General features: G+C 70.5%; 20 protein-coding genes. 6 read left to right on the top strand and 14 right to left on the bottom strand.

Features of this window, described 5'->3' with window-relative positions; all coding sequences use genetic code 11:
- Nucleotides 1-4: 4 nt before the first annotated feature.
- The 14 genes from ABZ194_RS00330 to pyrR form a co-directional block, all read right to left on the bottom strand.
- Nucleotides 5-2,329 carry a LuxR C-terminal-related transcriptional regulator gene (locus ABZ194_RS00330; protein ID WP_355589934.1) on the bottom strand — a complete coding sequence of 775 codons (2,325 nt, stop codon included), beginning with the start codon at nucleotides 2,327-2,329 and terminating at the stop codon, nucleotides 5-7.
- A 562-nt stretch (nucleotides 2,330-2,891) separates the two neighbouring features.
- The gene (metK, locus tag ABZ194_RS00325) at nucleotides 2,892-4,079 is read right to left on the bottom strand and encodes a methionine adenosyltransferase (protein ID WP_355589931.1); all 1,188 of its coding nucleotides are present in this window, start codon (nucleotides 4,077-4,079) and stop codon (nucleotides 2,892-2,894) included.
- 208 nt (nucleotides 4,080-4,287) lie between these two features.
- Entirely contained in the window at nucleotides 4,288-5,643 is a 1,356-nt protein-coding gene (gene coaBC, locus ABZ194_RS00320; RefSeq protein WP_355589928.1) for a bifunctional phosphopantothenoylcysteine decarboxylase/phosphopantothenate--cysteine ligase CoaBC, read from the bottom strand.
- Between the two features lie 8 nt (nucleotides 5,644-5,651).
- Nucleotides 5,652-5,915 (bottom strand): DNA-directed RNA polymerase subunit omega, encoded by a 264-nt coding sequence (gene rpoZ / locus ABZ194_RS00315; protein WP_012889517.1) that lies wholly within the window; start codon nucleotides 5,913-5,915, stop codon nucleotides 5,652-5,654.
- Nucleotides 5,916-5,928: 13 nt separating this feature from the next.
- Nucleotides 5,929-6,501 carry a guanylate kinase gene (gmk, locus tag ABZ194_RS00310; protein WP_355590537.1) on the bottom strand — a complete coding sequence of 191 codons (573 nt, stop codon included), beginning with the start codon at nucleotides 6,499-6,501 and terminating at the stop codon, nucleotides 5,929-5,931.
- A gap of 195 nt (nucleotides 6,502-6,696) precedes the next feature.
- A complete protein-coding gene (mihF, locus tag ABZ194_RS00305) occupies nucleotides 6,697-7,020 on the bottom strand; it encodes an integration host factor, actinobacterial type (RefSeq protein ID WP_012889515.1) in 324 nt (107 codons plus the stop codon).
- 186 nt (nucleotides 7,021-7,206) lie between these two features.
- A complete protein-coding gene (gene pyrF, locus ABZ194_RS00300) occupies nucleotides 7,207-7,932 on the bottom strand; it encodes an orotidine-5'-phosphate decarboxylase (protein ID WP_355589924.1) in 726 nt (241 codons plus the stop codon).
- A complete protein-coding gene (locus ABZ194_RS00295; RefSeq protein WP_355589921.1) occupies nucleotides 7,929-8,903 on the bottom strand; it encodes a dihydroorotate dehydrogenase in 975 nt (324 codons plus the stop codon). The genes pyrF and ABZ194_RS00295 overlap by 4 nt, the downstream gene beginning before the upstream one ends.
- Complete coding sequence (locus ABZ194_RS00290) at nucleotides 8,893-9,726, bottom strand: dihydroorotate dehydrogenase electron transfer subunit (RefSeq protein WP_355589918.1); 834 nt, start codon at nucleotides 9,724-9,726, stop codon at nucleotides 8,893-8,895. Before ABZ194_RS00290 ends, ABZ194_RS00295 begins: the two co-directional genes overlap by 11 nt.
- A 299-nt stretch (nucleotides 9,727-10,025) precedes the next feature.
- Entirely contained in the window at nucleotides 10,026-13,346 is a 3,321-nt protein-coding gene (carB, locus tag ABZ194_RS00285; protein ID WP_355589915.1) for a carbamoyl-phosphate synthase large subunit, read from the bottom strand.
- On the bottom strand, nucleotides 13,339-14,499 hold the full coding sequence (gene carA, locus ABZ194_RS00280; RefSeq protein ID WP_355589912.1) for a glutamine-hydrolyzing carbamoyl-phosphate synthase small subunit: 1,161 nt from the start codon (nucleotides 14,497-14,499) through the stop codon (nucleotides 13,339-13,341). The genes carB and carA overlap by 8 nt, the downstream gene beginning before the upstream one ends.
- Before the next feature lie 183 nt (nucleotides 14,500-14,682).
- Nucleotides 14,683-15,978, bottom strand: a complete 1,296-nt coding sequence (locus ABZ194_RS00275; protein WP_355589909.1) for a dihydroorotase — start codon at nucleotides 15,976-15,978, stop codon at nucleotides 14,683-14,685.
- Nucleotides 15,975-16,907 carry an aspartate carbamoyltransferase catalytic subunit gene (locus ABZ194_RS00270; protein WP_355589906.1) on the bottom strand — a complete coding sequence of 311 codons (933 nt, stop codon included), beginning with the start codon at nucleotides 16,905-16,907 and terminating at the stop codon, nucleotides 15,975-15,977. The genes ABZ194_RS00275 and ABZ194_RS00270 overlap by 4 nt, the downstream gene beginning before the upstream one ends.
- The gene (pyrR, locus tag ABZ194_RS00265) at nucleotides 16,904-17,473 is read right to left on the bottom strand and encodes a bifunctional pyr operon transcriptional regulator/uracil phosphoribosyltransferase PyrR (RefSeq protein ID WP_355589903.1); all 570 of its coding nucleotides are present in this window, start codon (nucleotides 17,471-17,473) and stop codon (nucleotides 16,904-16,906) included. Before pyrR ends, ABZ194_RS00270 begins: the two co-directional genes overlap by 4 nt.
- Before the next feature lie 271 nt (nucleotides 17,474-17,744).
- On the opposite strand from pyrR, the gene ABZ194_RS00260 reads away from it, so the two are divergent.
- From ABZ194_RS00260 to arcC, 6 genes are all read left to right on the top strand, one after another.
- Complete coding sequence (locus tag ABZ194_RS00260) at nucleotides 17,745-18,665, top strand: F0F1 ATP synthase subunit gamma (protein ID WP_355589900.1); 921 nt, start codon at nucleotides 17,745-17,747, stop codon at nucleotides 18,663-18,665.
- A 104-nt stretch (nucleotides 18,666-18,769) separates the two neighbouring features.
- Complete coding sequence (locus tag ABZ194_RS00255; RefSeq protein WP_355589898.1) at nucleotides 18,770-19,027, top strand: DUF3040 domain-containing protein; 258 nt, start codon at nucleotides 18,770-18,772, stop codon at nucleotides 19,025-19,027.
- Nucleotides 19,028-19,219: 192 nt separating this feature from the next.
- Nucleotides 19,220-20,650 carry an amino acid permease gene (locus ABZ194_RS00250; protein ID WP_355589895.1) on the top strand — a complete coding sequence of 477 codons (1,431 nt, stop codon included), beginning with the start codon at nucleotides 19,220-19,222 and terminating at the stop codon, nucleotides 20,648-20,650.
- Nucleotides 20,651-20,697: 47 nt separating this feature from the next.
- Nucleotides 20,698-21,942, top strand: coding sequence for an arginine deiminase (locus ABZ194_RS00245; RefSeq protein WP_355589892.1), 1,245 nt, complete (start codon nucleotides 20,698-20,700; stop codon nucleotides 21,940-21,942).
- 25 nt (nucleotides 21,943-21,967) lie between these two features.
- Nucleotides 21,968-22,972 (top strand): ornithine carbamoyltransferase, encoded by a 1,005-nt coding sequence (gene argF / locus ABZ194_RS00240; protein WP_355589889.1) that lies wholly within the window; start codon nucleotides 21,968-21,970, stop codon nucleotides 22,970-22,972.
- Between the two features lie 126 nt (nucleotides 22,973-23,098).
- A complete protein-coding gene (gene arcC / locus ABZ194_RS00235) occupies nucleotides 23,099-24,034 on the top strand; it encodes a carbamate kinase (RefSeq protein ID WP_355589886.1) in 936 nt (311 codons plus the stop codon).
- Nucleotides 24,035-24,225: the final 191 nt, after the last annotated feature.

The raw sequence follows: 24,225 nt of genomic DNA, 5'->3' as shown, positions 1-24,225 counted from the left end.
GCGGTCATGCGTGCCCCCGGCGCCGCCTGGTGGCCCAGGCCGCGATCTGGGCCCGCGCCGCGAAGCCGAGTTTGGCGAGAATGTGCTCGACGTGGGAGTCGACGGTCCGCTGGACGACCACCAGCCGATAGGCGATCTGCCGGTTGGTCAGCCCCTCGGCGACCAGCTCCGCGACCTCCCGCTCCCTGGGCGTCAGCGGTGCCCAGCGGGGGTCGTGCCGTACGGCGAAGCCCCCCGCGGCCTCCTCGCCGAGCGCGTAGGCGATCGCCTCCTCCAGGCCGAGCTCGGTCCCCTCGCGGTCCGCCTGCTCGGCCTCCCTGCGCGGCAGGTGCCTCCGGACCAGCTCGGCGCAGCGGCCACTCTCCTCGATCACCACCGGATGGCCCCGCCCCAGCAGGCCCTTGTCGAGCCGTTCGGCGCGCGCCGCGGCGAGCAGCCGCCCGGCCCTGGCCAGGTCGCCGTCGTCCGCCGCTGCGCAGGCCAGCAGCTCCAGGCAGAAGACGATCCCCATGGCGTCGGAGAAGTGCCGCTTGACCCGGAGGGAGTCGCGCGCGTGTCCGGCCGTCCGGGCTGCGTCACCCTCGGCCCAGGCGACCAGGCCCAGTCCGTAGTCGGCGTAGGCGCTCGCCCAGGTCTCCCCGAGCTCGTCACAGAGCCGCCGGCACTCCAGGAAGAGCCGCCCGGCCTCGGCCGCCTCCCCGCCCCAGACCAGGCTCGTGCCCAGCTCGACCATGGCGGGCAGCAGCACCTCGGGCAGTTCCCTGCGGGGGCGCAACCGCTCGATCACCTCGCCCAGCATCCGCTCCGTGCGCCCCGGGTCGCCCTCGACGAAGGCCAGCGTGCCGGTCATCTTGAGCAGGACCAGCTGGACCAGGTCCCCGTCGGGCGGGCTGTGACGCCCGCACCGGGCCAGCAGCAGCCGGGCCTCGTCCAGGTCGCCTCGGGCGTTGGCGAGGTAGACGAGCGTGAGCATCCCCCACGACCACGGCTGGCCTCCCGGCGGGGTGCGGGCGAGCAACCGCTCCAGCTGGTCGCGGCCCTCCCTGAGCATTCCGCAGGCCACCCAGAGGTACCACAGCGCCGCGGCCATCATCAGGCCCGTATCCCGCAGGGCCGGATCCGCCACGCACAGGTCGAGGGCCGCGCGGATGTTGGGCCACTCCCGCCTGACCCGGGTCCAGGTCTCCAGCTGGTCGCCGTGCCGGCCTGAAGCCTTGCCCCTGAGCGCCAGCTCGAAGTAGTGGCGCAGGTGGCGGCGGCGGAGTCGCTCCCCGTCCCGGGGGTCACCGATCTCCGCCAGTTTGGCGGCGCCGTACTCCCGGATGATGTCCAGCACCCGGTAGACCGTGCCGTCGTCCCGTTTCACCGGGATCACGATGGACTTGTCCACCAGGCCGAGCAGGGCGGGCAGGACCCGCTCGGCGGGCAGCGCCTCGTCGGAGCAGACCGCCTCGGCCGCGGCGGCGTCGAAGGCGGAGACGAAGACCGGCAGCCGGGCCCAGAGCAGCCGCTCGTCGGCGGTGCAGAGCCCGTGGCTCCAGTCGACGGTGGCGCCGACGGTCGGGTGCCGTCCGCCCGCCGTACGGCCTGACAGCAGCCAGAGCCGGTCGTCCAGGAGCTCCCTGATCCGGCCGGGCGTCAGCGCGCGCATCCGGACGGCGACCAGTTCGATGGCGAGCGGGATGCCGTCGAGCCTGGCGCAGATCTCGGCGATCTCCCTGGCGTTCCCCGCGGTGAGCGTGTAGCCGGGGTCGACGGCCCTCGCGCGTTCGAGGAACAGCGCCACCGCGTCACAGCGGGAGAGCACGACCGGGGAGTCCAGGACCCGCGGGTCCGGCAGGACCATCGGCGGGAGCGCCACGATGTGCTCGCCCGGAACGCCGAGCGACTGCCTGCTGGTGGCCAGGATCCGCAGCTGCGGGCTGCTCTCCAGCAGGGTCTGCGCCAGCTGGGCGCAGGCGTCCACCAGGTGCTCGCAGGTGTCGAGGATCAACAGGGTCCGCCGGTCGCGGAGGTGTTCGGCCAGCGCCTCGGCGTCCGGCGGGGCGAACGGGTCCGTCAGGTCGAGCGCGTGGGACACGGCCTGCTCCAGACGGCCGGGGTCGTTCACCCCCGCCAGCTCCACGAACCTGATGCCGTCGGCGAAGGCCCGGTGCGCCCCGGACGCGGCCTTGACGGCCACCCGGGACTTGCCGATGCCCGCCACACCGGTGACGGTGACCAGCCTGGAGACCTGGAGGAGCCGCCTGACCTGGCGGACCTCCTCCTTGCGTCCCACGAAGCTCGTGACCTCCGCGGGCAGCTCACCCGTTCCCGGCCTCCTGACCACGCCTCTCCCCCAAGATCTCCATAAGAGAAGTTACACAGAGACTGACGCTCCGGGGACGGCGGGTGGTGGTCAAGGATCCCCTGAGACACGGACAGGGCGAGGACGGCGACCCCGGCCGGTGCGCGCTTGAGCGCAGCGGCCGGGCGGCCGTAGACGTGAGGGTTCTTCACCAGCGAATTCCTCCCAGCGCATCCATGAGACCGGTGAGACCGGAAACGGCCCGCACGCCGCACGCGTTCTTGACCGCCGGGAGGGTTGGCCGCGTCAAACAGGCGGCAAGGCGAATGGCAGCAGGTGAATTACCGAACTTCCCCCGCTAAAATGGCCCACCTTTCCATATCTGTCAACAACGGTTCCCATTTGCCCAATTTCACCGAACAAAAAGCGGATTAATCACCAATTAATCCTAGAATGTGGCAAGGTATACCCGCCGTCCGGAGTTCTCCCAGCGGAGTTCGCGGCCCCCGGCCCGGCCCGCGCCGCGGCCCGCATCCGCTCGGGGAACGGATCACCCATGCCAACGGCCCCCGTGGGGTGTCCACGGGGGCCGTTGGCGGAACGGTCAGAGACCGGCGGCGGCGCGGAGGGCGTCGGCGCGGTCGGTGGCCTCCCAGGAGAACTCGGCCCGGCCGAAGTGGCCGTAGGCGGAGGTCGCCGAGTAGATCGGGCGCAGCAGGTCGAGGTCGCGGATGATCGCGGCCGGGCGCAGGTCGAAGACCTTGAGCACGGCCTCCTGGATCTTGTCGATCGCGGCCTTCTCGGTGCCGAAGGTCTCGACGAACACGCCGACCGGGTGCGCCTTGCCGATGGCGTAGGCGACCTGAACCTCGGCGCGCTCGGCCAGCCCGGCGGCCACGATGTTCTTGGCGACCCAGCGCATGGCGTAAGCCGCGGAGCGGTCCACCTTGGACGGGTCCTTGCCGGAGAAGGCGCCGCCGCCATGACGGGCCATGCCGCCGTAGGTGTCAACGATGATCTTGCGGCCGGTCAGGCCGGCGTCGCCCATCGGGCCGCCGATCTCGAAGCGGCCGGTCGGGTTGACCAGCAGGCGGTAGCCCTCGGTGGCGATCTCCAGGCCGGCGATCACCGGGTCGACCACGTGCTCCTTGATGTCCGGCGCGAGCATCTCCTTGAGGTCGATCTCGGCCGCGTGCTGGGTGGAGACGACCACGGTGTCGAGGCGGACCGGGCGGTCGCCGTCGTATTCGATGGTGACCTGGGTCTTGCCGTCGGGGCGCAGGTAGGGAACGGTCCCGTCCTTGCGGACCTGCGACAGGCGCTCGGCCAGGCGGTGCGCGAGCTGGATCGGCAGCGGCATCAGCTCGGGGGTCTCACGGCAGGCGTAGCCGAACATCAGGCCCTGGTCGCCGGCGCCCTGGCGGTCGAGCTCGTCGGCGACCTCGCCCTCACGGGTCTCGTAGGCGTCGTCGACACCCTGGGCGATGTCGGGGGACTGCGCGCCGATGGACACCGACACGCCGCAGGAGGCGCCGTCGAAGCCCTTGTGGGAGGCGTCGTAGCCGATCTCAAGGATCTTCTCCCGGATGAGACCGGGAATGTCGACGTAGGTCTCCGTCGTCACCTCTCCGGCGACGTGGACCTGACCGGTGGTGATCAGCGTCTCGACCGCGACACGGCTCTTGGGGTCACCCTTGAGCATGGCGTCGAGAATCGCGTCACTGATCTGGTCGGCGATCTTGTCCGGGTGGCCCTCTGTGACCGACTCGGAGGTGAACAGGCGACGGGACAAGTCAGTGGCTCCTCATGCAGCGGCTGCTGGCGTCTGGGGGCTCTGGCGTCGACACGACACCAGTAGCGCTCGCCGAATTGTAGCCCCACCTGGAGCGGCGCCGCGAAACCGTCTCGAACGCGGCGAGCCGAAGGCCCGCGCCTCCCGGAACATGCCCGGTCAGCGCCCCGTTCCCGCCTCCGGCCCCACCGCGGCCCCACGAGCCCGCTCAGGTGAGGCGCGCGGCGACGAGGTCCCAGACCACGTCGGCGAGGGCCTCCTTGGGGCCGCGCGGGATCTCCACCGGCTCCCCGTCCGCGACCAGGACCACCGCCTCGTTGTCCGGGGTGCCGAAGGCGAGGTTCTCCCCCACCTGGTTGACGACGAGCAGGTCACAGCCCTTGCGGGCGAGCTTGGCCCGCCCGTTGGCGAGCACGTCGTCGGTCTCGGCCGCGAACCCGGCGATCACCTGCGGGTACGGCTTGAGCCCCTCACGGCGCCGCTCCCCCAGCTCAGCCAGGATGTCCGGATTTTTCACCAAATAGATGGGGTCCGGGTCGGTAGAGGACTTCTTGATCTTCGAGTCGCTCCGCGCGGCGGGCCGGAAGTCGGCGACGGCGGCGGCCATGACCACCGCGTCGGCTCCCCACCCGGGACCCCCCACCGCGTCCAGCACGGCGGCGCGCATCTCCAGCGCCGACCCCACCCGGATCACCGTGGCCCCGGCCGGGTCGGGCAGGGCCACGTTGGCGGCGACCAGGACGACCTCCGCGCCGCGGGCGAGAGCCGTACGGGCCAGCGCGTAGCCCTGCAGGCCCGAGGAGCGGTTACCGAGGAAACGGACCGGATCGAGGGCCTCACGGGTGCCTCCCGCGGAGATCACCAGACGGCGCCCGGCCAGGTCCGCCTGGCGCCCCGACAGGACCCCCCGGCAGACCTCGAAGATCTCCTTGGGCTCCGGCAGCCGCCCTCGGCCGGTGTCGGCACCGGTCAGGCGGCCCACGGCGGGCTCGACGACGATCGCGCCGCGCTCGCGGAGCGTGGCGACGTTGGCGCGGGTGGCGGGATGCTCCCACATCTCGGTGTGCATCGCGGGGGCGAACACCACCGGGCAGCGCGCGGTCAGCAGGGTGTTGGTGAGCAGGTCGCCCGCCAGCCCGTGGGCGGCCTTGGCGAGCACGTCGGCGGTGGCGGGGGCGACCACCACCAGATCGGCGCCCTGCCCGATCCGGACGTGGGGCACCTCGTGCACGGAGTCCCAGACGTCGGTCGTCACGGGATTGCCCGACAGGGCCGCCCAAGTCGGCTCGCCGACGAAGCGGAGCGCCTCCCGGGTCGGGACGACCCGGACGTCGTGCCCGGACTCGGTGAACAGCCGGAGCAGCTCACATGCCTTGTAGGCGGCGATGCCGGCGCTCACACCGAGAACGACGGCGGGCCCGCGACGCCGGTCGCGTCCCCGGGGCGCCACGGTCACCGGAGCGCCGTCGCGGGCGTCGTCGGACGCCGTCGGTGTTCCGGCCGGGACTGCTTCGGGGGGGTGGGCTCCGGGGGTGGCCGCCGCGCCCTCGCCAGGCGTCCGCATCGGCGGGACTAGCCCTCGATCGGCTCGGAGGTGAGCAGGCCCTCGCTGACCTCGCGCAGCGCGATGGAGAGCGGCTTCTCCTGGGCGTGGGTCTCCACGAGCGGGCCGACGTACTCCAGCAGGCCCTCGCCGAGCTGGGAGTAGTAGGCGTTGATCTGACGGGCCCGCTTCGAACCGAAGATCACAAGACTGTACTTGCTGTCGACGATGTCGAGCAGCGCGTCGATCGACGGGTTGGTGATGCCTTCGGAATAGGCCGCGTTCGTTGCCACGTTGTGTTTTCCCCTAGCTAGGTGAACGTCCGGGGCTCGAAGCCTCGGGAGCATCAGCCAATAAGGCTATCAGCCGATGACATACGTCCTCGACGGATGTGTTCACCAGGGTGAGGTCGAACTCCTGCTCGGCGGCCATCTCGATCCGGCCGGCGGCGAGGCGGCGGGCGATCACGTCCTCGGGCTCGGTGCCCCGGCCGCGCAGACGCTTCTCCAGCTCCTCCCAGCTCGGCGGGGCCAGGAAGATCAGCAGTGCCTCGGGCATGGTCGCGCGGACCTGACGCGCCCCCTGCAGGTCGATCTCCAGCAGCGTCGGCACCCCCGCGGCGAGGCGGTCGAGCACCGGGCCACGCGGCGTGCCGTACCGGTTGCCGGCGAACTCCGCCCACTCCAGCAACTCGCCCGAGGCGGCGAGGCGGTCGAACTCCTCGTCGTCGGCGAAGAAGTACTCCACCCCGTGGGTCTCCCCCGGACGGGGCCTCCTGGTGGTCACCGAGACCGACAGCCACACCTCGGGGTGTGCCCGCCGAAGCTCGGCGACGACCGTGGACTTGCCGACGCCTGACGGCCCTGAGAGGACCGTCAGGCGGTTGCCGGCCGATCCGGGGAAGGCTCGCGCCCCCTCCGGACCCGCGACCGGGGATGCGGAGCCGCCGGACCCGCTCTCAGCGGTTGTCTCCGGGGCCCGACTCTCGTCGGGCCACGACGTTCCGGTCAACTCCAAAACCCCCTGTGATGCCGTTCCCGCGGATGCGGGATGAGCGTGCGTACTGAACCGAGACTAGCTCTCGGCCCCGCCGAACTCACGCTCGAGTGAAGCCCTCTGGTTGGCGCCGAGACCCCGCACACGGCGGGACTCTGCGATGCCAAGCCGCTCCATCAGCTGCTTGGCGCGGACCTTGCCCACGCCGGGGAGCGACTCCAGAAGGGCCGAAACCTTCATCTTGCCGATGACGTCGTCGGCCTGCCCGTCTTTGAGCACCTCAGCCAGAGAGATAGCGCCGTGCTTCAGGCGGTTCTTAACCTCGGCACGCTCTCGGCGGGCCTTGGCAGCCTTCTCTAGGGCTGCGGCGCGCTGCTCAGGGGTAAGGGGAGGAAGAGCCACGCCGGGTCACCTCGAATTTCCTGTCGATGTACTCGGACGGGAAGGGAAACTAGCTGGTCATCGCGTTTCAAGCAACGTCAAGACCAGTTTCTTCCCTTAGAAAATCTACTTCGTCACCTTGTGTAGCGGGAAAGTCGCGGCGCGTCGATGAAACTACGCTCAACTCCGCGTTTCCTACGCCCCCCGTCACAAGCCCCCTCGGGCGCTCCGCCCGCCCGCCGCGGACATCCGCCGGAGCGTCGCGGCGATTCCCGCCGCCGCCGCCCCCGGGTCCGCCGAGCCGGTGATCGGGCGGCCGATCACCAGAAGATCGGCCCCATCGGTGAAAGCCCGCTCGGGAGTCGCTACTCTGGCCTGATCCTGAGTCTCGGCGCCGGCGGGGCGGACGCCGGGGGTGATCAAAGTGATGTCCGGGCCGACCTCCGCCCGCACCGCGGCGACCTCGTGCGGCGAGCACACGAGGGCCTGGGCGCCCGCGCCGACGGCCATGACCGCCAGGCGGCGCACCGCGTCGCCCGAGGGACCCGCGACGCCGATCCGTTCCAGGTCGGCCTCCGAGAGCGAGGTGAGCAGTGTCACGGCCGCGATCCGGCCGTCGGGCAGCCCGTCCACGGCCGCCCTGATCATCGCGGGCCCGCCGGTCGCGTGGACGGTCAGGATGGCCGGCTTCAGCCGGGCCACGGCCCGGACGGCCCCGGCGACCGTGTTGGGGATGTCGTGGAGCTTGAGATCGAGGAACACCTGGACCCCGCTCGCCCCGCGGATCGAGGGGATCACCTCGGGGCCGTGACGCAGATACAGTTCGAGTCCGACCTTGACCGTGCTGACGTGCGGCGTCACCAGGCTCGCCCAGCGGGCCGCGGTCTCCAGATCGGGTGCGTCCAAGGCGACGGCGATGGGTGCGGGCGTCACAGGGAACTCTCCTCCAGGTCTATCCGGTGCCGGGTGGAAGCCCCCGGCGGGCGATGGGCCAGCCCGACGGCGTCGGCCAGCCGGTGGAACCCCCGCGCCGCCAGAAGCTCCTCCAGCTCCCGCAGGACACGCAGGCAGGCGTAGGGGTCGTGGAAGAGCGCCGTGCCCACCGCGACGACGCAGGCGCCCGCCAGGACCATCTCGAAGGCGTCCCTGCCGGTCAGCACGCCGCCCATGCCGATGATGGGCACGCTGGGCAGCGCGGCGTGGACCTGCCACACACAGCGCACGGCCAGCGGCCGGATCGCCGGTCCCGACAGGCCGCCGGTGACCGCCGAGAGCGAGGGGCGCATGGCCTCGGTGTCGATGCACATGCCGATCGGATTGTTGATCATTGAGAGCGCGTCGGCACCGCCGTCCACGCACGCGCGGGCGACGCTCACCACGTCCACCACGTCCGGCGACAGCTTCGCCACCACCGGCACGTCGTAGCGCATCACCGAACGCACCGAGGCGATCACCTCGGCGGAGGCCGCCCCGTCGCGGGCGAAGACCCTGCCCCGGTCCTCGATGTTGGGACAGGACAGGTTGACCTCCACGGCGGTCACGCCGGGGGCGTCGGTGAGCCTGCGGGCCAGCGCGGTGTACTCGGCCACGGTGCCGCCGCCGATGGACACCACGGTCCGCACGCCCCGCTGGGAGAGCCAGGGCAGCTCGCGCTCCAGGAAGGCGTCCACGCCCGGCCCCTGGAGGCCGACGGCGTTGAGCATGCCCGAGGGGGTCTCGGCCATCCGGGGCGTCGGACGGCCCGCCCTGGGGGCCATCGTGACCGATCGCGTGGTCAGCGCGCCGATCCGGCCCAGGTCGAAGAACTGGGCGAGCTCGGAGCCCGAGGCGGCGCACCCCGAGGCCGTGATGATCGGGTTGACCAGTTCCACGTGCCCCAGGTACGTCCGCATGTCAACTGACATTCCGTGATCCCCCACCAGGTGCCCCGAGCGCGTCAAACGGGATCGTCCCGACGTCGTCGAAGCGGACGCGCTCGCCCCGGAAGACCGGCCCCTCGACGCACGAGCGCAGCATCCGGGTCACCCCGTCGTCCCCGATGACCGGCAGCACGCACGTCATGCACACGCCGATTCCGCAGGCCATCCGCTCCTCAACCGCCACCTGGACCGGAATGTCGAACTCGACCGCCACGGCGGTGACACCGCGCAGCATCTCCATCGGGCCGCAGGCGTAGACCGCGTCGGCCCGGACGTCGGCGATCACACCGGGCAGCACGTCCGTCACCTTTCCGCGCATGCCCAGGGAGCCGTCCTCGGTGGTCAGGGTGGTGGTCTCCCCCATCCTGCGGGCCCGCAGCGCGCCGAACACCCGGTCGGCCGAGACCGCGCCCAGCACGAAGTCGACCCGGCAGCCGCGCCCCTGGAGGGCGTCGGCCACGGCGAAGAGCGTCGCCGAGCCGTACTCGCCGCCGACCATGACGCAGGTCACCGGGTCACGCGGCAGCGGGAAGGGCCGGCCGAGCGGCCCGACCAGATCGAGGGTGTCGCGGGCGCGGCGCTCGGCCAGCCAGGCCGTGCCGGGACCGCCCACGGTGAAGACGAACTCCACCGTGCCGCCGTAGTCGGGTTTGACATCGTGAATGGAGAAGGCCCGGCGTGTCAGCATCGCCGTCTGCGATCCGCCGACCGCCACCCCGACGAAGTGGCCGGGCCGGAACCGCTCGGCGATGCCGGGCGCGACCACGGTCAGCGCATGATAGGCGTCGACCCGGCGCGTCGTCAGCACCGTGCCCGTCACCTGTACCGGAGTAACAGGCGTCGCTCTCACCTCCGCTTACGGCACAAGCGTCGCAGGCGTGTCGTGCCCACGCTCGCGCCCGGCCCCTCACTTCCCTGCACGGACAGGCTCATTCTTCACCGACCGCGCCACCCGCTCGTCCCCTCAGCCGCACGGACCCATGGTCGCGCACGGCTCCTCACTCCCTCCACGGACGGCTCATCCCTCGCCGGCCGCTCCGCTCACTCGTCCCCTCAGCCGCACGGACCCATGGTCGCGCACGGCTCCTCACTCCCTCCACGGACGGCTCATCCCTCGCCGGCCGCTCCGCTCGCTCGTCCCCTCAGCCGCTCCGCGTGCTCTTGGAGAGACCGTACGCCGATGTCGCCACGGACGATGGCCTGAATGCCCTGCACGGCGGCGGCCAGTCCCTGCACCGTGGTGATACACGGAATCCCCCGCACCACCGCGGCGGTGCGGATCTCATATCCGTCCAGGCGCGGCCCCGACTGTCCCGGACTGCCGAACGGCGTGTTCACGATCAGATCCACCTCGCCGTCCAGAATCCGGCGCCCGATCGTCGGCTCGCCTCCCGCACCGGGGCCGTCGCTCTGCTTGCGCACCACCCGGGCACGGACCCCGTTCCGCCGCAGCACCTCCGCGGTCCCCTCCGTCGCCAGGATCTCGAACCCCAGGTCCGCCAGCGCCTTCACCGGGAACACCATCGCCCGCTTGTCCCGGTTGGCCACCGACACGAACGCCCGCCCCTTCACCGGCAGCGACCCGTACGCCGCCGCCTGCGACTTGGCGTACGCGGTGCCGAAGAACTCGTCGATCCCCATCACCTCGCCGGTGGAGCGCATCTCCGGCCCCAGCACCGTGTCCACCCCGGAGAACCGGTTGAACGGCAGCACCGCCTCCTTCACGGCGATCGGCGCGTCCAGCGGGAGCGTCCCCCCGTCCCCGTCGGCCGGCAGCATCCCCTCCGCCCGCAGTTCACCCACGGTGGCGCCCAGCATGATCCGGGCCGCGGCGCGGGCCAGCGGCACCGCGGTCGCCTTGGACACGAACGGCACCGTCCGGCTCGCCCGCGGATTCGCCTCCAGCACGTAGAGGATGTTGGCCGACAACGCGTACTGCACGTTCAGCAGGCCGCGTACCCCCACCCCCCGGGCGATCGCCTCGGTCGCGGCGCGGATGCGCTTGATGTCGTGGCCGCCCAGCGTGATCGGCGGCAGCGAGCACGCCGAGTCGCCGGAGTGGATGCCGGCCTCCTCGATGTGCTCCATCACCCCGCCCAGATACAGTTCCTCCCCGTCGAACAGGGCGTCCACGTCGATCTCGACGGCCTCGTCGAGGAACCGGTCCACCAGCACAGGGTGATCGCTGGCCGCGCCGGCCTTGGACATGTAGGCGGTCAGCGTGGCGTCGTCGTAGACGATCGCCATGCCCGCCCCGCCCAGCACGTAGGAGGGCCGCACCAGCACCGGATAGCCGATCTCCCCGGCGATCTCCACCGCCTCGTCCACGGTGACCGCGGTGCCGTGCTTGGGCGCCGGCAGCCCCGCCTCGGCCAGGACCCGGCCGAACGCTCCGCGCTCCTCGGCCAGGTGGATCGCCTCCGGCGAGGTGCCCACGATGGGTACCCCGGCGTCCTTGAGCGCCTGTGCCAGACCCAGCGGCGTCTGGCCGCCCAGCTGGACGATCACCCCGGCGACCGGGCCGGTGCGCTGCTCGGCGTGCACCACCTCCAGCACGTCCTCCAGCGTCAGCGGCTCGAAGTACAGCCGGTCGGAGGTGTCGTAGTCGGTGGAGACGGTCTCGGGGTTGCAGTTGACCATCACGGTCTCATAGCCCACCTTCGACAGCTCGAAGGAGGCGTGCACGCAGGCGTAGTCGAACTCGATGCCCTGGCCGATCCGGTTGGGCCCGGAGCCGAGGATGAGGACCTTGGGCCGGTCACCGGCCGGCACCTCGCTCTCCTCGTCGTAGGTGGAGTACAGGTACGGGGTCCTGGCGGCGAACTCGGCGGCGCAGGTGTCGACCGTGTGATAGACCGGCCGCACCCCCAGCTCGTGGCGCAGATCCCGCACCCGCGCCTCCTCCGTCCCGCGCAACCCCGCGAGCTGGGCGTCGCCGAACCCGTACCGCTTGGCGGTGATCAGGAGCTCGGCGGTCAGCCGGGGGGCCTCGCGCACCTGGGCGGCGACCTCGTCGATCGCGAACAGCTGGTCCACGAACCACGGATCCACCGCGGTCGCCGCGTACAGCTCCCGCGCGGTGGCGCCGGCCCGGATGGCCTGCTGCATCGTCACCAGGCGGCTCTCGTGCGGGGTCCGGCACGCGTCCAGCAGCGCGTCCTTGTCTCCCGGCGGGCCGGTCCAGGTGAAGACCGCGTCCTTCTTCTCCAGCGACCGCAGCGCCTTCTGCAGCGCCTCGGCGAACGAGCGGCCGATCGCCATCGCCTCGCCCACCGACTTCATGTGCGTGGTCAGCGTCTGGTCGGCGCCGGCGAACTTCTCGAAGGCGAACCTCGGCACCTTGACCACGACGTAGTCGAGCGTGGGTTCGAAGGAGGCCGGGGTCACGCCGGTGATGTCGTTGGGGATCTCGTCCAGCGTGTAGCCGACCGCGAGCTTCGCGGCGATCTTCGCGATCGGGAACCCCGTCGCCTTCGACGCCAGCGCGCTGGAACGCGACACCCTGGGATTCATCTCGATCACCACCATCCGCCCGGTGCGCGGATCGACGGCGAACTGGATGTTGCAGCCGCCGGTGTCCACCCCCACCTCCCGGATCACCGCGATCGCCACATCCCGCATGTTCTGATACTCGCGGTCGGTGAGGGTCAGCGCCGGAGCCACCGTGACGCTGTCGCCGGTGTGCACGCCCATCGGGTCCACGTTCTCGATCGAGCAGACGATCACCACGTTGTCGGCCCGGTCCCGCATCACCTCCAGCTCGTACTCCTTCCAGCCCAGGATCGACTCCTCCAGCAGCACCTCGGTGGTCGGTGACGCGTCCAGTCCCGCCCCGGCGATCCGCCGCAGCCCCTCCTGGTCGTGGGCGAACCCCGAGCCGACCCCGCCCATGGTGAACGACGGCCGCACCACCACCGGATACCCCAGCCCCTCCGCGGCGGCCAGGCACTCGTCCATGGTGTGACAGACCACCGACCGCGCGGAGGCGGCGTTCAGGCCCCGTTCGGCGGCGACCTTGGCCACGATGTTCTTGAACAGCTCCCGGTTCTCCCCGGCCTGGATCGCCGCCACGTCCGCGCCGATCATCTCCACGCCGTAGCGGTCCAGCACCCCGGCCTCGTGCAGCGCGATCGCGGTGTTCAGCGCGGTCTGCCCGCCCAGCGTGGGCAGCAGCGCGTCCGGCCGCTCCCGCTCGATGATCTTCTCCACGATCTCCGGGGTGATCGGCTCGACATACGTCGCGTCCGCGAACTCCGGATCCGTCATGATCGTCGCGGGGTTGCTGTTGACCAGCACCACCCGGAAGCCCTCCGCGCGCAGCACCCGGCAGGCCTGCGTGCCGGAGTAGTCGAACTCACACGCCTGCCCGATCACGATCGGCCCGGAACCGATCACCAGCACCGACTGGATATCCGTGCGCTTAGGCACCGCTGCTTCCCTCCGTCATGTTCGTGATCTCGCCCGCCGTCCGTCCCCCGGTCTCCTCCATCAGCGCGCAGAACCGGTCGAAGAGGCCGGCGGAGTCGTGCGGGCCGGCGGCGGCCTCGGGGTGGTACTGGACGCTGAAGGCGGGACGGTCGATCAGCCGCAGTCCCTCGACGCAGTCGTCGTTGAGGTTGACGTGGGTGACCTCCGCCGGGCCGTACGGCGTGTCGAAGCGCCCCCGCAGGGGTGCCCGTACGGCGAAGCCGTGGTTGTGGGCGGAGATCTCCACCTTGCCGGTGCGGCGGTCCTGGACCGGCTGGTTGACCCCGCGGTGGCCGTAGCGCAGCTTGTAGGTGCCCAGTCCGAGGGCGCGGCCGAAGATCTGGTTGCCGAAGCAGATGCCGAAGAACGGCCTGCCCGCCGCGAGGACCCCGCGCACCGCCTCGACCTGCCGGTCGGCGGTGGCCGGGTCTCCGGGGCCGTTGGAGAAGAACACGCCGTCCGGGTTGAGCGCGAGAATGTCCCCGGCGGTGCTTGAGGCCGGCAGGACGTGCACCTCGCAGCCGCGCTCGGCCATCCGGTGCGGGGTCATGGCCTTGATGCCGAGGTCCACGGCCGCCACGGTGAACCGCTTCTCGCCGATCGCCCGGACGACGTACGGCTCGGCGGTGGAGACCTGTTCGGCGAGGTCGGCGCCCTCCATCGCGGGGCTGCGCCTGACCCGCTCCAGCAGTTCCTCGACCGGGGCGAGGGCCTGGCCGGAGAAGACCCCGGCCCGCATGGCGCCTCTTTCGCGCAGGTGGCGGGTGAGGGCGCGGGTGCCGGGGACGGCGATGCCGACGACGCCCTGTTCCCTGAGGTAGTCGTCGAGGGAGCGGGTGGCACGCCAGCTGGAGGAGACGCGGGAGGGCTCGCGGACCACGTAGCCGGAGACCTGGACACGCGACGACTCGGAGTCCTCGTCGTTGACGCCGGTGTTGCCGATGTGCGGTGCGGTCATCGCGACGATCTGGCGGTGGTAGGACGGGTCGGTAAGGGTCTCCTGGTAGCCGGTCATCCCGGTGTTGAAGACCATCTCGCCGAAGGTCTCGCCCTCGGCGCCGTAAGGGATCCCCTGGAAGACTCGGCCGTCTTCCAGCACTAGCACTGCGGTCACTCACATACCCCGATCATCTCGGTCATTGCTCCGCAAAGTATGAAATATCTGGCGCGCGACAGGGGCGCGTCTCCATGATGTGGGACGGCGGCGCGCCATACGGGTAACGGGACCGGACCCCGGCGTGCCGGGCACCGCCGGCCCCTGGAGCCCGTACGCCCCAACGGGCACCGGGCGGGGATGTCACGCGAGCTTTCCGTCCAGGACGGTCGGCCTGCCCCGCAGGAAGGTCGCCACGACGCGGCCCGGAAGGGTCCTGCCCTCGTAGGGGGTGTTACGGCTCTTGGAGGCGTAGCCCGCGGGGTCGACCTCGGCGCGCGCGGCGGCGTCGTAGAGGGTGATGTTGGCCACGGCGCCGACCTCGATGGGCCGGCCGTGGTCCTGGACCCGGCCGATCCTGGCCGGGGCGCAGGACATGCGCTCGGCGACACCGGCCCAGTCGAGCAGCCCGGTCTCGACCATGGCCTCCTGCACCACCGGCAGAGCCGTCTCCAGGCCGATCATGCCCATGGCCGCGGCGGCCCACTCGGTCTCCTTGTCCTCGACCGGGTGCGGGGCGTGGTCGGTGGCGACGCAGTCGATCGTGCCATCGGCCAGCGCCTCGCGCAGCGCCGCGACGTCGGCGCGGGTGCGCAGCGGCGGGTTCACCTTGTAGATCGGGTTGTAGGAGCCCACCGGGGAGCTCTCCACGAGGTCGTCGGTGAGGAGCAGGTGGTGCGGGGTCACCTCGGCGGTGACGTCCCAGCCCTTCGACTTGGCCCAGCGGATAATCTCCACGGAGCCCGCGGTGGACACGTGGCAGATGTGGAGGCGGGAGCCGACGTGCGCGGCGAGCAGGCAGTCACGGGCGATGATCGCCTCCTCGGCGACCGCGGGCCAGCCGGTCAGGCCGAGCCTGCCGGAGACCGCGCCCTCGTTCATCTGCGCGTCGGAGGTCAGGCGCGGTTCCTGGGCGTGCTGGGCGACCACCCCGTCGAACGCCTTGACGTACTCCAGCGCGCGGCGCATGAGCACCGCGTCGGAGACGCACCTGCCGTCGTCGGAGAAGACACGGACCCGCGCGGCGGAGTCGGCCATCGCGCCGAGCTCGGCCAGCCGCTCGCCGCCGAGGCCGACGGTGACGGCGCCGACCGGGCGGACGTCGCAGTGGCCGGCCTCCTGACCCAGGCGCCAGACCTGCTCGACGACGCCCGCGGTGTCGGCGACCGGGTCGGTGTTGGCCATGGCGTGCACCGCGGTGTAGCCGCCCAGGGCCGCGGCGCGGGTGCCGCTGTCGACGGTCTCCGCGTCCTCGCGGCCGGGCTCGCGCAGGTGGGTGTGGAGGTCCACCAGGCCGGGCAGCGCGATGAGCCCCCGGGCGTCGAGCGTCTCGTCGCCGCTCGGTTCCCCGCCGATCGCGGCGATAACGCCGTCCCGGATCAGGATGTCGGCCGGCTCTCCGCCGAGGATGCTCGCGCCCTTGATGACGATGCTGGTCACTGGATCTCTCCCCCGAGGTCGGCGCCGCCAAGCAGCAGGTACAGGACGGCCATGCGCGTGGTCACACCGTTGGCGACCTGCTCGACGATGGTCGAGCGCGGCGAGTCGGCCACCTCGGCCGCGATCTCCATTCCGCGGTTCATCGGCCCCGGATGCATCACGATGGCGTTGTCGTGCATCCTGGCGACGCGGTCGCGGTCGAGGCCGTAGCGGCGGCTGTACTCGCGCTCGGTGGGGAAGAACGCGGCGTTCATCCGCTCGCGCTGCACCCGCAGCATCATCACCACGTCCGACTTGGGCAGCACGGCGTCGAGGTCGTAGGAGACCTCGCACGGCCAGGAGTGCACGGTCACCGGGAGCAGGGTCGGCGGGGCGACCAGGGTCACCTGGGCGCCGAGCGTGGCCAGCAGGAGCACGTTGGAGCGGGCCACCCGGCTGTGCAGCACGTCACCGACGATCGTGACCTTCCTGCCGTCCAGCGCGCCGAGGCGGCGGCGCATGGTGAAGGCGTCGAGCAGGGCCTGGGTGGGGTGCTCGTGGGTGCCGTCGCCCGCGTTGACGACGCTGCCGTGCACCCAGCCGGCCAGGCGATACGGCGCTCCGGAGGCGCCGTGCCGGATGACGACGGCGTCGGCGCCCATCGCCTCCAGGGTGAGCGCGGTGTCCTTCAGCGACTCACCCTTGGAGACGCTGGAGCCCTTGGCGGAGAAGTTGATGACGTCCGCCGACAGGCGCTTGGCCGCGGCCTCGAAGGAGATCCGGGTGCGGGTGGAGTCCTCGAAGAAGAGGTTCACCACGGTACGGCCGCGCAGGGTGGGCAGCTTCTTGATCGAGCGGTCCGAGATCTTCGCCAGCTCGTCGGCGGTGTCCAGGATCAACAGGGCGTCGTCGCGGCTCAGGTCCGCCGCCGAGATCAGGTGCCGCTTCACTTCTCGTCCTCCTTCAGCAGCAGCACGGCGTCACGGCCGTCGTTCTCCTCCAGGTAGACCCTGACGATCTCGGACTTGGCGGTGGGGAGGTTCTTGCCCACGTAGTCGGCCCGGATGGGCAGCTCGCGGTGGCCCCGGTCGACCAGGGCCGCGAGCTGGACGGCCCGCGGGCGGCCCAGGTCGTTGAGCGCGTCGAGCGCGGAGCGGACGGTGCGGCCGGAGTAGAGGACGTCGTCGACGAGGACGACGGTCCTGCCGTCGATGCCGTCGGCGGGAAGCTCGGTGCGGCCGAGCGCGCGGGCGGGCCGCAGGCGCAGATCGTCGCGGTACATCGTCACGTCGAGGGATCCGAAGGGAACCGGGCGGCCCTCGAACTGCTCAAGGTAGGCGGCGAGCCGGCGGGCGAGGTAGACGCCCCGGGTGGGGATGCCCAGCAGGACGATGTCCTCGGCGCCCTTGGTGCGCTCAAGGATCTCGTGGGAGATGCGGATCAGCGCGCGGTTGATGTCAGGTCCCTCAAGGACCGCGCGGGCGCCGCCGCGGGCATGCGAAACAGGATCAGCCAAAGAGAACACCACCTTTCCCGCCTCACAGGACGGGGCTTAAAGGAAGCCGACGCCTCACGGTAGCAGCCGGGGGGCGCCTCCTCAGAATCGCCCCCTTCATCCCCGAACATCATCAAAACACGACATATGGCGATCTGGGGCGCAATGACCTCCGACAGGGCAGCCGGTTGACGAAATCCGGCCCCCTTCCGGAGGTAACGCCGGACCACCGGGGGGCAGGGCCGCGGGGAAGGGGGCATCCCGGCCGGGAGCAGACCCCGGGGAGGACATCATGGGCGCCGAACTCCGCGCGATCCGCGCACGCATCCGGTCCGTCACCTCGACGGCCAAGATCACGCGAGCCCAGGAGCTCATCGCGTCCTCCCGGATCCCCGGGGCCCGCCGGCGCCTCGACGCCGCCAGGCCGTACGCCAGGGAGATCACCAGGGCGGCCTCCGTCCTGATCAGCCACGGCACCCACACCAACCACGCACTGCTCAACCTCAGGCCGGACACCTCCCGGGTGGCCGTGCTGCTGATGAGCAGCGACCGGGGCTTCTGCGGCGGCTTCAACAACAACGTCCTGCGCCAGAGCGACGCCCTGGCCGCGCTCCTGCGCGCGCAGGACAAGGAGCCGGTGTTCTACCTGTGCGGACGCAAGGCGGTGGACTTCTACCGCTTCCGGCACCGGCGGACGGAGCGGGAGTGGGTCGGCCTCTCCGACCATCCGGCCTACGAGGTCGCCGCGGAGATCGGCCAGACGCTGGTGGACGCCTTCGACACGCCCACCAGGGCGGGCGGGGTGGGCGAGGTGCACGTCGTGTTCACCGAGTTCGTGTCCATGCTGGCCCAGCAGACCCGCGCGCACCGGATCCTGCCCCTGGAGATCGAGGAGAGGGAGATGGGCGGAGAGCCCGGCGACCCTACCGGCGCCCCGCCTCCGTACGAGTTCGAGCCGTCGACCGGGGCGGTGCTCGACCTGCTGCTGCGGCAGTACGTCAGGGGCCGGATCTGGGGCATGCTGCTGGAGTCCAGCGCCTCCGAGCACGCCGCCAGGCGGCAGGCGATGACGTCGGCCACCGAGAACGCCCACGAGCTCATCGGGCAGCTCACCCGCCGCGCCAACTCCGCGCGCCAGGCCGAGATCACCACCGAGCTCACCGAGATCGCGAGCGGCGCCGAGGCGCTGTCCCGATCGACGGGCGAGAGATGAGGGGAACGGCCACCGGGGAAGATCTACCCCATTCGCTTGGCAAAAAGGGACAAAAGGCCATTAAAATCCTCTGCATCATCGTCTGCCATCGGAGGGCCGTCAGTATGAGCCTGTCCACTCGCGAGAAGCGCGCCCTCGGCGGGATCGCCGACCGGCTCCACGCCGAGGACCCGGCTCTGGCGCGCGCCCTCGCGTCCTTCGCCACCGGCGCGATCATCACCGAGACCCTGCCGTCCCGCCGGCGCGTGTTTCCGGTGGTGCTGCTCGGCGCGGCCATGACGATCATGGCTGTGGCACTCCCCGCCATCGCGGGAACGGGTCCCGGCTCGGGGCCCGCCACCCACATGTCCCCCCGGGGCTGACCCCGCCGCCGGCCCCATCGCCCCCACCTCCCCCGCTCGAACCGGAAGCGGACGGAAGCCGGCCCCGAACCCCCCGGGGACGGAGCACCATCCACCCTGACGTGGGGTTTCATCCCTCCTACCGCCGGGGACCTCATGTGGTATTGCCACTAAATCTGGGCAGTATGGGATATCCATGCCGGAGGGCACCAGATGGGGGATTCTCATGGTGAGCGTCCGCGAGGACGCACCGCCGCCGAAGAGGGAGTGATCCGCGACGAGGCGGCCGAGGTCATCGCCTCGGAACACGGCAAGCTGGGTCTCCCCGCGTCGATCTCCCTCATCGTGGGCAACATCGTGGGCACGGGGGTGTTCCTGCTGCCCGCCTCGCTCGCCGCGTACGGCACGGTGAGCATCCTGGCGATGGGCCTGGTGTCGATCGGCGCCATCGCGCTCGCCATGGTGTTCGGCAGGCTCGGTGCGCGCCTGCCGGCGGGAGGCGGCCCCTACGCCTACGCCAAGGACGCCTTCGGCGAGTTCCCCGGCTTCTGGAACGCCTGGTCGTTCTGGCTGACCGCCTGGATCGGCAACGCCGCCATCGCCGTCGTCTGGGTCAACTACGCCAACTACTTCCTGCACTGGGACTCTCCCGGCGCCCAGATCGCGCTGGCGCTGACGGCCCTGTGGATCCCGGCTCTGGTCAACCTGACCGGTGTGAAGAACATCGGCGCCTTCGCGGTGGTCACCACCGTGCTGAAGTTCATCCCGCTGATCTTCGTCGCCGTGGTGGGCCTGTTCTTCATCCGGGGCGGCAACTTCGGCCCGTTCAACGCCACCGGTGGAAACTGGCTCGGCGCCCTGTCCACCGCGGGCGCGCTCGCGCTGTTCATCTACTCGGGCGTCGAGAGCGTCACCATCGTGGCCGAGAAGATCAAGGACCCGGCGCGCAACATCGGCAGGGCCAGCGTCTACGGCGTGCTGATCTGCGCCGCGATGTACATGCTCAGCACCGTCGCCATCTTCGGCACCGTCCCGCACCAGGCCCTCGCCACGTCCAGCGCCCCGTTCGCCGACGCGATCAACAACATGTTCGGCGGCGGCATCGGCGGCGGCATCATGGCCGCCTGCGCGATCGTCTCCGGCATCGGCGCGATCAACGGCTGGACGATGCTGGTCGCGGAGATGCCGATGGCCGCGGCCAGGGACGGCCTGTTCCCCGGCGTCTTCGCCAGGGAGTCACGCCGCGGCGTGCCCTGGGTCGGCATCGTCCTGGGCACGTCCCTGACCTCCCTGGTCGCCGTCTACAACTACTTCGGCACGACCAACGGCTTCAACAAGATCCTGCTGATCGCCACCTTCACCACCGTCATCCCCTATTTCTTCTCCGGGTGTGCTCAGTTGTTCTGGCTGGTGACCCGCGCCCGCCGGGTCAGCGGGACCCGGCTCGGCCGTGACCTCGCCATCACCACCGTGGCGATCCTGTTCGCCTTCTGGATGACGTACGGCGCGGGCACGGAGGCCATCTTCATCGGCTTCCTGATGCTCCTGGTGGGTATCCCTGTCTACATCTGGACCAAGGCGAAACGCGGTGAGTACGGTCCCGGGGACGAAGTCACCCCCTCATCCTCCGGACGATCCCAGTAGCGACGACCCCGTCAACGGACCCCGTCAGCGACGACGAAGGAAGAGAAATGGCTTTTCATGTCGACTCCGAAGTGGGCCAGCTCCGTCAGGTCCTGCTCCACAAACCCGAACTGGCCCTGAAGCGGCTCACCCCGTCGAACAAGGACGACTTCCTCTTCGACGACGTGCTGTGGGTGCAGCGCGCGCTGGAGGAGCACGAGGAGTTCCAGAGGGTGCTGCACGCCCACGGTGTCACCGTCCACATGCTGGCCGACCTGCTGCGCGAGACGATCGACATCCCCGAGGCCCGCAAGTACATCCTCGACCACGTCATCGACGAGCGCTTCTACGGGCCGATGGCCGTCGACGCCCTCCGCAACGCGCTGGACGCGATGGACTCCACCGAACTCCAGCAGTACCTCACCGGCGGTATCACCAAACGCGAACTGATGGAGCGGGGCACCGACCCCAAGAGCCTCGCCTTCCACACGCTCGCCACGGACGACTTCGTCCTGCCGCCGCTGCCCAACCACCTGTTCGCCCGTGACACCTCCTGCTGGATCTACGACGGCGTCTCCATCAACGCGATGCGGAAGAAGGCCCGCCAGCGCGAGACGGTGAACTACGAGGCCGTCTACCGCTATCACCCGCTGTTCGCCGCCGGCTACAACCGGCCGGGCGAGAACGGTTTCAACATCTGGATGCCCGGCATGGCGTGCGCGCCGGCCACCATCGAGGGCGGTGACGTGCTCGTCATCGGCAACGGGGCGGTGCTGATCGGGATGAGCGAGCGCACCCAGCCCCAGGCGGTGGAGATGCTCGCGCAGAGCATGTTCGCCAAGGGCGCCGCGGAGAAGATCGTCGCATTGAACATGCCGAAGGCCCGGGCGTTCATGCATCTGGACACGGTGATGACCAACGTGGACGTCGGGGTGTTCACCAAGTTCGCCGGGCTGGGCATGCTGCCCTCCTACACGGTGGAGCCCGGTGACACCGAGAAGGAACTCAAAATCACCGATCATGCTCCGGAGGACATGCACCGGGCCATCGCCCAGGCCGTCGGCCTGGACGAGATCAAGGTCCTCACCCCGGTCCAGGACGTCTACGCGGCCGAACGGGAACAGTGGGACGACGGCTGCAACGTGCTGGCCCTCGAACCCGGCGTGGTCGTCGCCTACGAGCGCAACACCACCACCAACAACTACCTGCGTGACAACGGCATCGAGGTGATCACGATCCGGGGCAGCGAACTAGGCCGTGGCCGTGGCGGCCCCCGGTGCATGAGCTGCCCGCTGGAACGCGACGGCGCCTGATCTCTTCTCTCACCGGGGAGCACACATGGCATTCAACCTGCGCAACCGCAGTTTCCTCAAGGAGCTCGACCTGACCCCTGACGAGTTCACGTTCCTGATCAGGCTGGCGGCCGAACTCAAGGCCGCCAAGTACGCCGGGAACGAGGAGCCCAGGCTCAGGGGCAAGAACATCGCCCTGATCTTCGAGAAGACCTCGACCCGCACCCGGTGCGCGTTCGAGGTCGGCGCCCACGACCAGGGCGCCCACGTCACCTACCTCGACCCCACCGGCTCCCAGATGGGCCACAAGGAGTCGGTGAAGGACACCGCGCGGGTGCTCGGCCGGATGTTCGACGGCATCGAGTACCGGGGCAGCGAACAGTCCAACGTCGAGGAGCTCGCGGCCCACTCGGGCGTCCCCGTCTGGAACGGCCTCACCGACGACTGGCACCCGACCCAGATGCTCGCCGACGCGCTCACCATGCAGGAGCACAGCGACAGGCCGCTGCACGAGGTCGCCTTCGCCTACCTGGGCGACGCCCGCAACAACATGGGGCACTCGCTCCTGGTCACCGGCGCGATGCTCGGCATGGACGTGCGGCTCGTGGCGCCCGAGGCGCTGTGGCCCGACGAGAAGAAGGTCGTCAAGCCCGCCAGGGACCTCGCCGGGGAGACCGGGGCGAGGATCACCATCACCTCCGACGTGGCCAAGGGCGTCAAGGGCGTGGACTTCCTCTACACCGACGTGTGGGTGTCCATGGGCGAGCCCAAGGAGGTCTGGGAGGAGCGCATCAAGCTGCTCATGCCCTACCAGGTGAACGCCGGGGTGGTGCAGGCCACCGGAAACCCCGATGTGAAGTTCATGCACTGTCTGCCGGCCTTCCACAACCGGGAGACCAGGGTCGGCGAGGAGATCTTCGAAAAGACCGGCCACGAGGCGCTGGAGGTCACCGACGAGGTCTTCGAGTCGGCGCGCTCGATCGTCTTCGACCAGGCCGAGAACCGCCTGCACACCATCAAGGCCGTCATGGTCGCGACCCTGGGGGACTGAGGGCATGCACACCACCGTAACCGCCAAGGCGTCCGCCGCCTTCACGACCCCGGGGAACTGAGGGGCATGCACACCACCGTAACCGTCAAGGCACCCATCGCCTTCGCGACCTCGGGAGGCTGAGAGATGCGCGTTCTGGTCGCCCTGGGGGGCAACGCACTGTTGCAGCGGGGGCAGAGCCCCGACGCCGACGTCCAGCAGGAGAACGTCCGTGTCGCGGTCGCGTCACTGGCGAGGCTGGCCGAGAGACACGAACTGATCATCACGCACGGGAACGGCCCGCAGGTGGGAGTGCTGGCGCTGGAGAGCACCAACGACCCCAACCTGACCAGGCCCTACCCCCTGGACACGATCGGCGCCGAGACCCAGGGCATGATCGGTTACTGGCTGCTGCAGGCCCTGCAGAACGCGCTGCCGGGCCGGCAGGTCGCCTCGACGATCAATCAGACGCTGGTCTCCGCGGTGGACCCGGCCTTCGGCGACCCGACGAAGTTCGTCGGCCAGGTCTACGACCGGGCGGAGGCCGAGAAACTCGCCGGGGAGTACGGCTGGACGGTCAAGCCCGACGGCCGGTACTGGCGCAGAGTCGTGCCCTCCCCCGCCCCGCAGCGGGTCGTGGAGACCCGCCTGCTGCGCCGCCTGGTCCGCGACGGCATCATCACGGTCTGCGCCGGCGGGGGCGGCATTCCGGTCATCCGCAACGACAAGGGTCAATTGCAGGGCATAGAGGCGGTTGTCGACAAGGACCTGACCGCCTCGATCCTCGCCGAGGCACTGGAGGCCGACGTCTTCATGGTCCTCACCGACGTGCCGCGGGTGGCCAGGAACTTCGGCACCCCGCGGCAGGAGGAGATCACCCACACCACGCCCCACCAGCTCCGCGCGGAACACTTCCCCGCAGGTTCCATGGGACCGAAGGTGGAGGCGGTCTGCCGGTTCGTGGAGACGACCGGCGACATGGCCGCGATCGGCAGGCTGGACGAGGCCGAACAGATCCTGGAGGGCAGGGCGGGCACCATCGTCACCCCCAACGCCACCTGGCCGCTGGCCAGCACCCTGTAGCCGGGTAACCCGCGCCCGGTCCACAAGCAGGGGCCGCACAGGACAGTCCACACGCACCGGCCACAGAGCACAGACCGCACACCGCAGACCGCACGACCCCGTTTCCCACCGCCCTCCGGGGGAAAGGGGGTTGGCCGGCCCCCCCGACACGACGGATCATCAGCACACAGGCCCAGTCGAGGGGGCAATAC

It is taken from the genome of Streptosporangium sp. NPDC006007, from assembly GCF_040614315.1.
Lineage (GTDB): Bacteria > Actinomycetota > Actinomycetes > Streptosporangiales > Streptosporangiaceae > Streptosporangium.
Note: the sequence above shows the minus strand (reverse complement) of the source record. Positions and strands in the feature narration are given on the sequence as shown.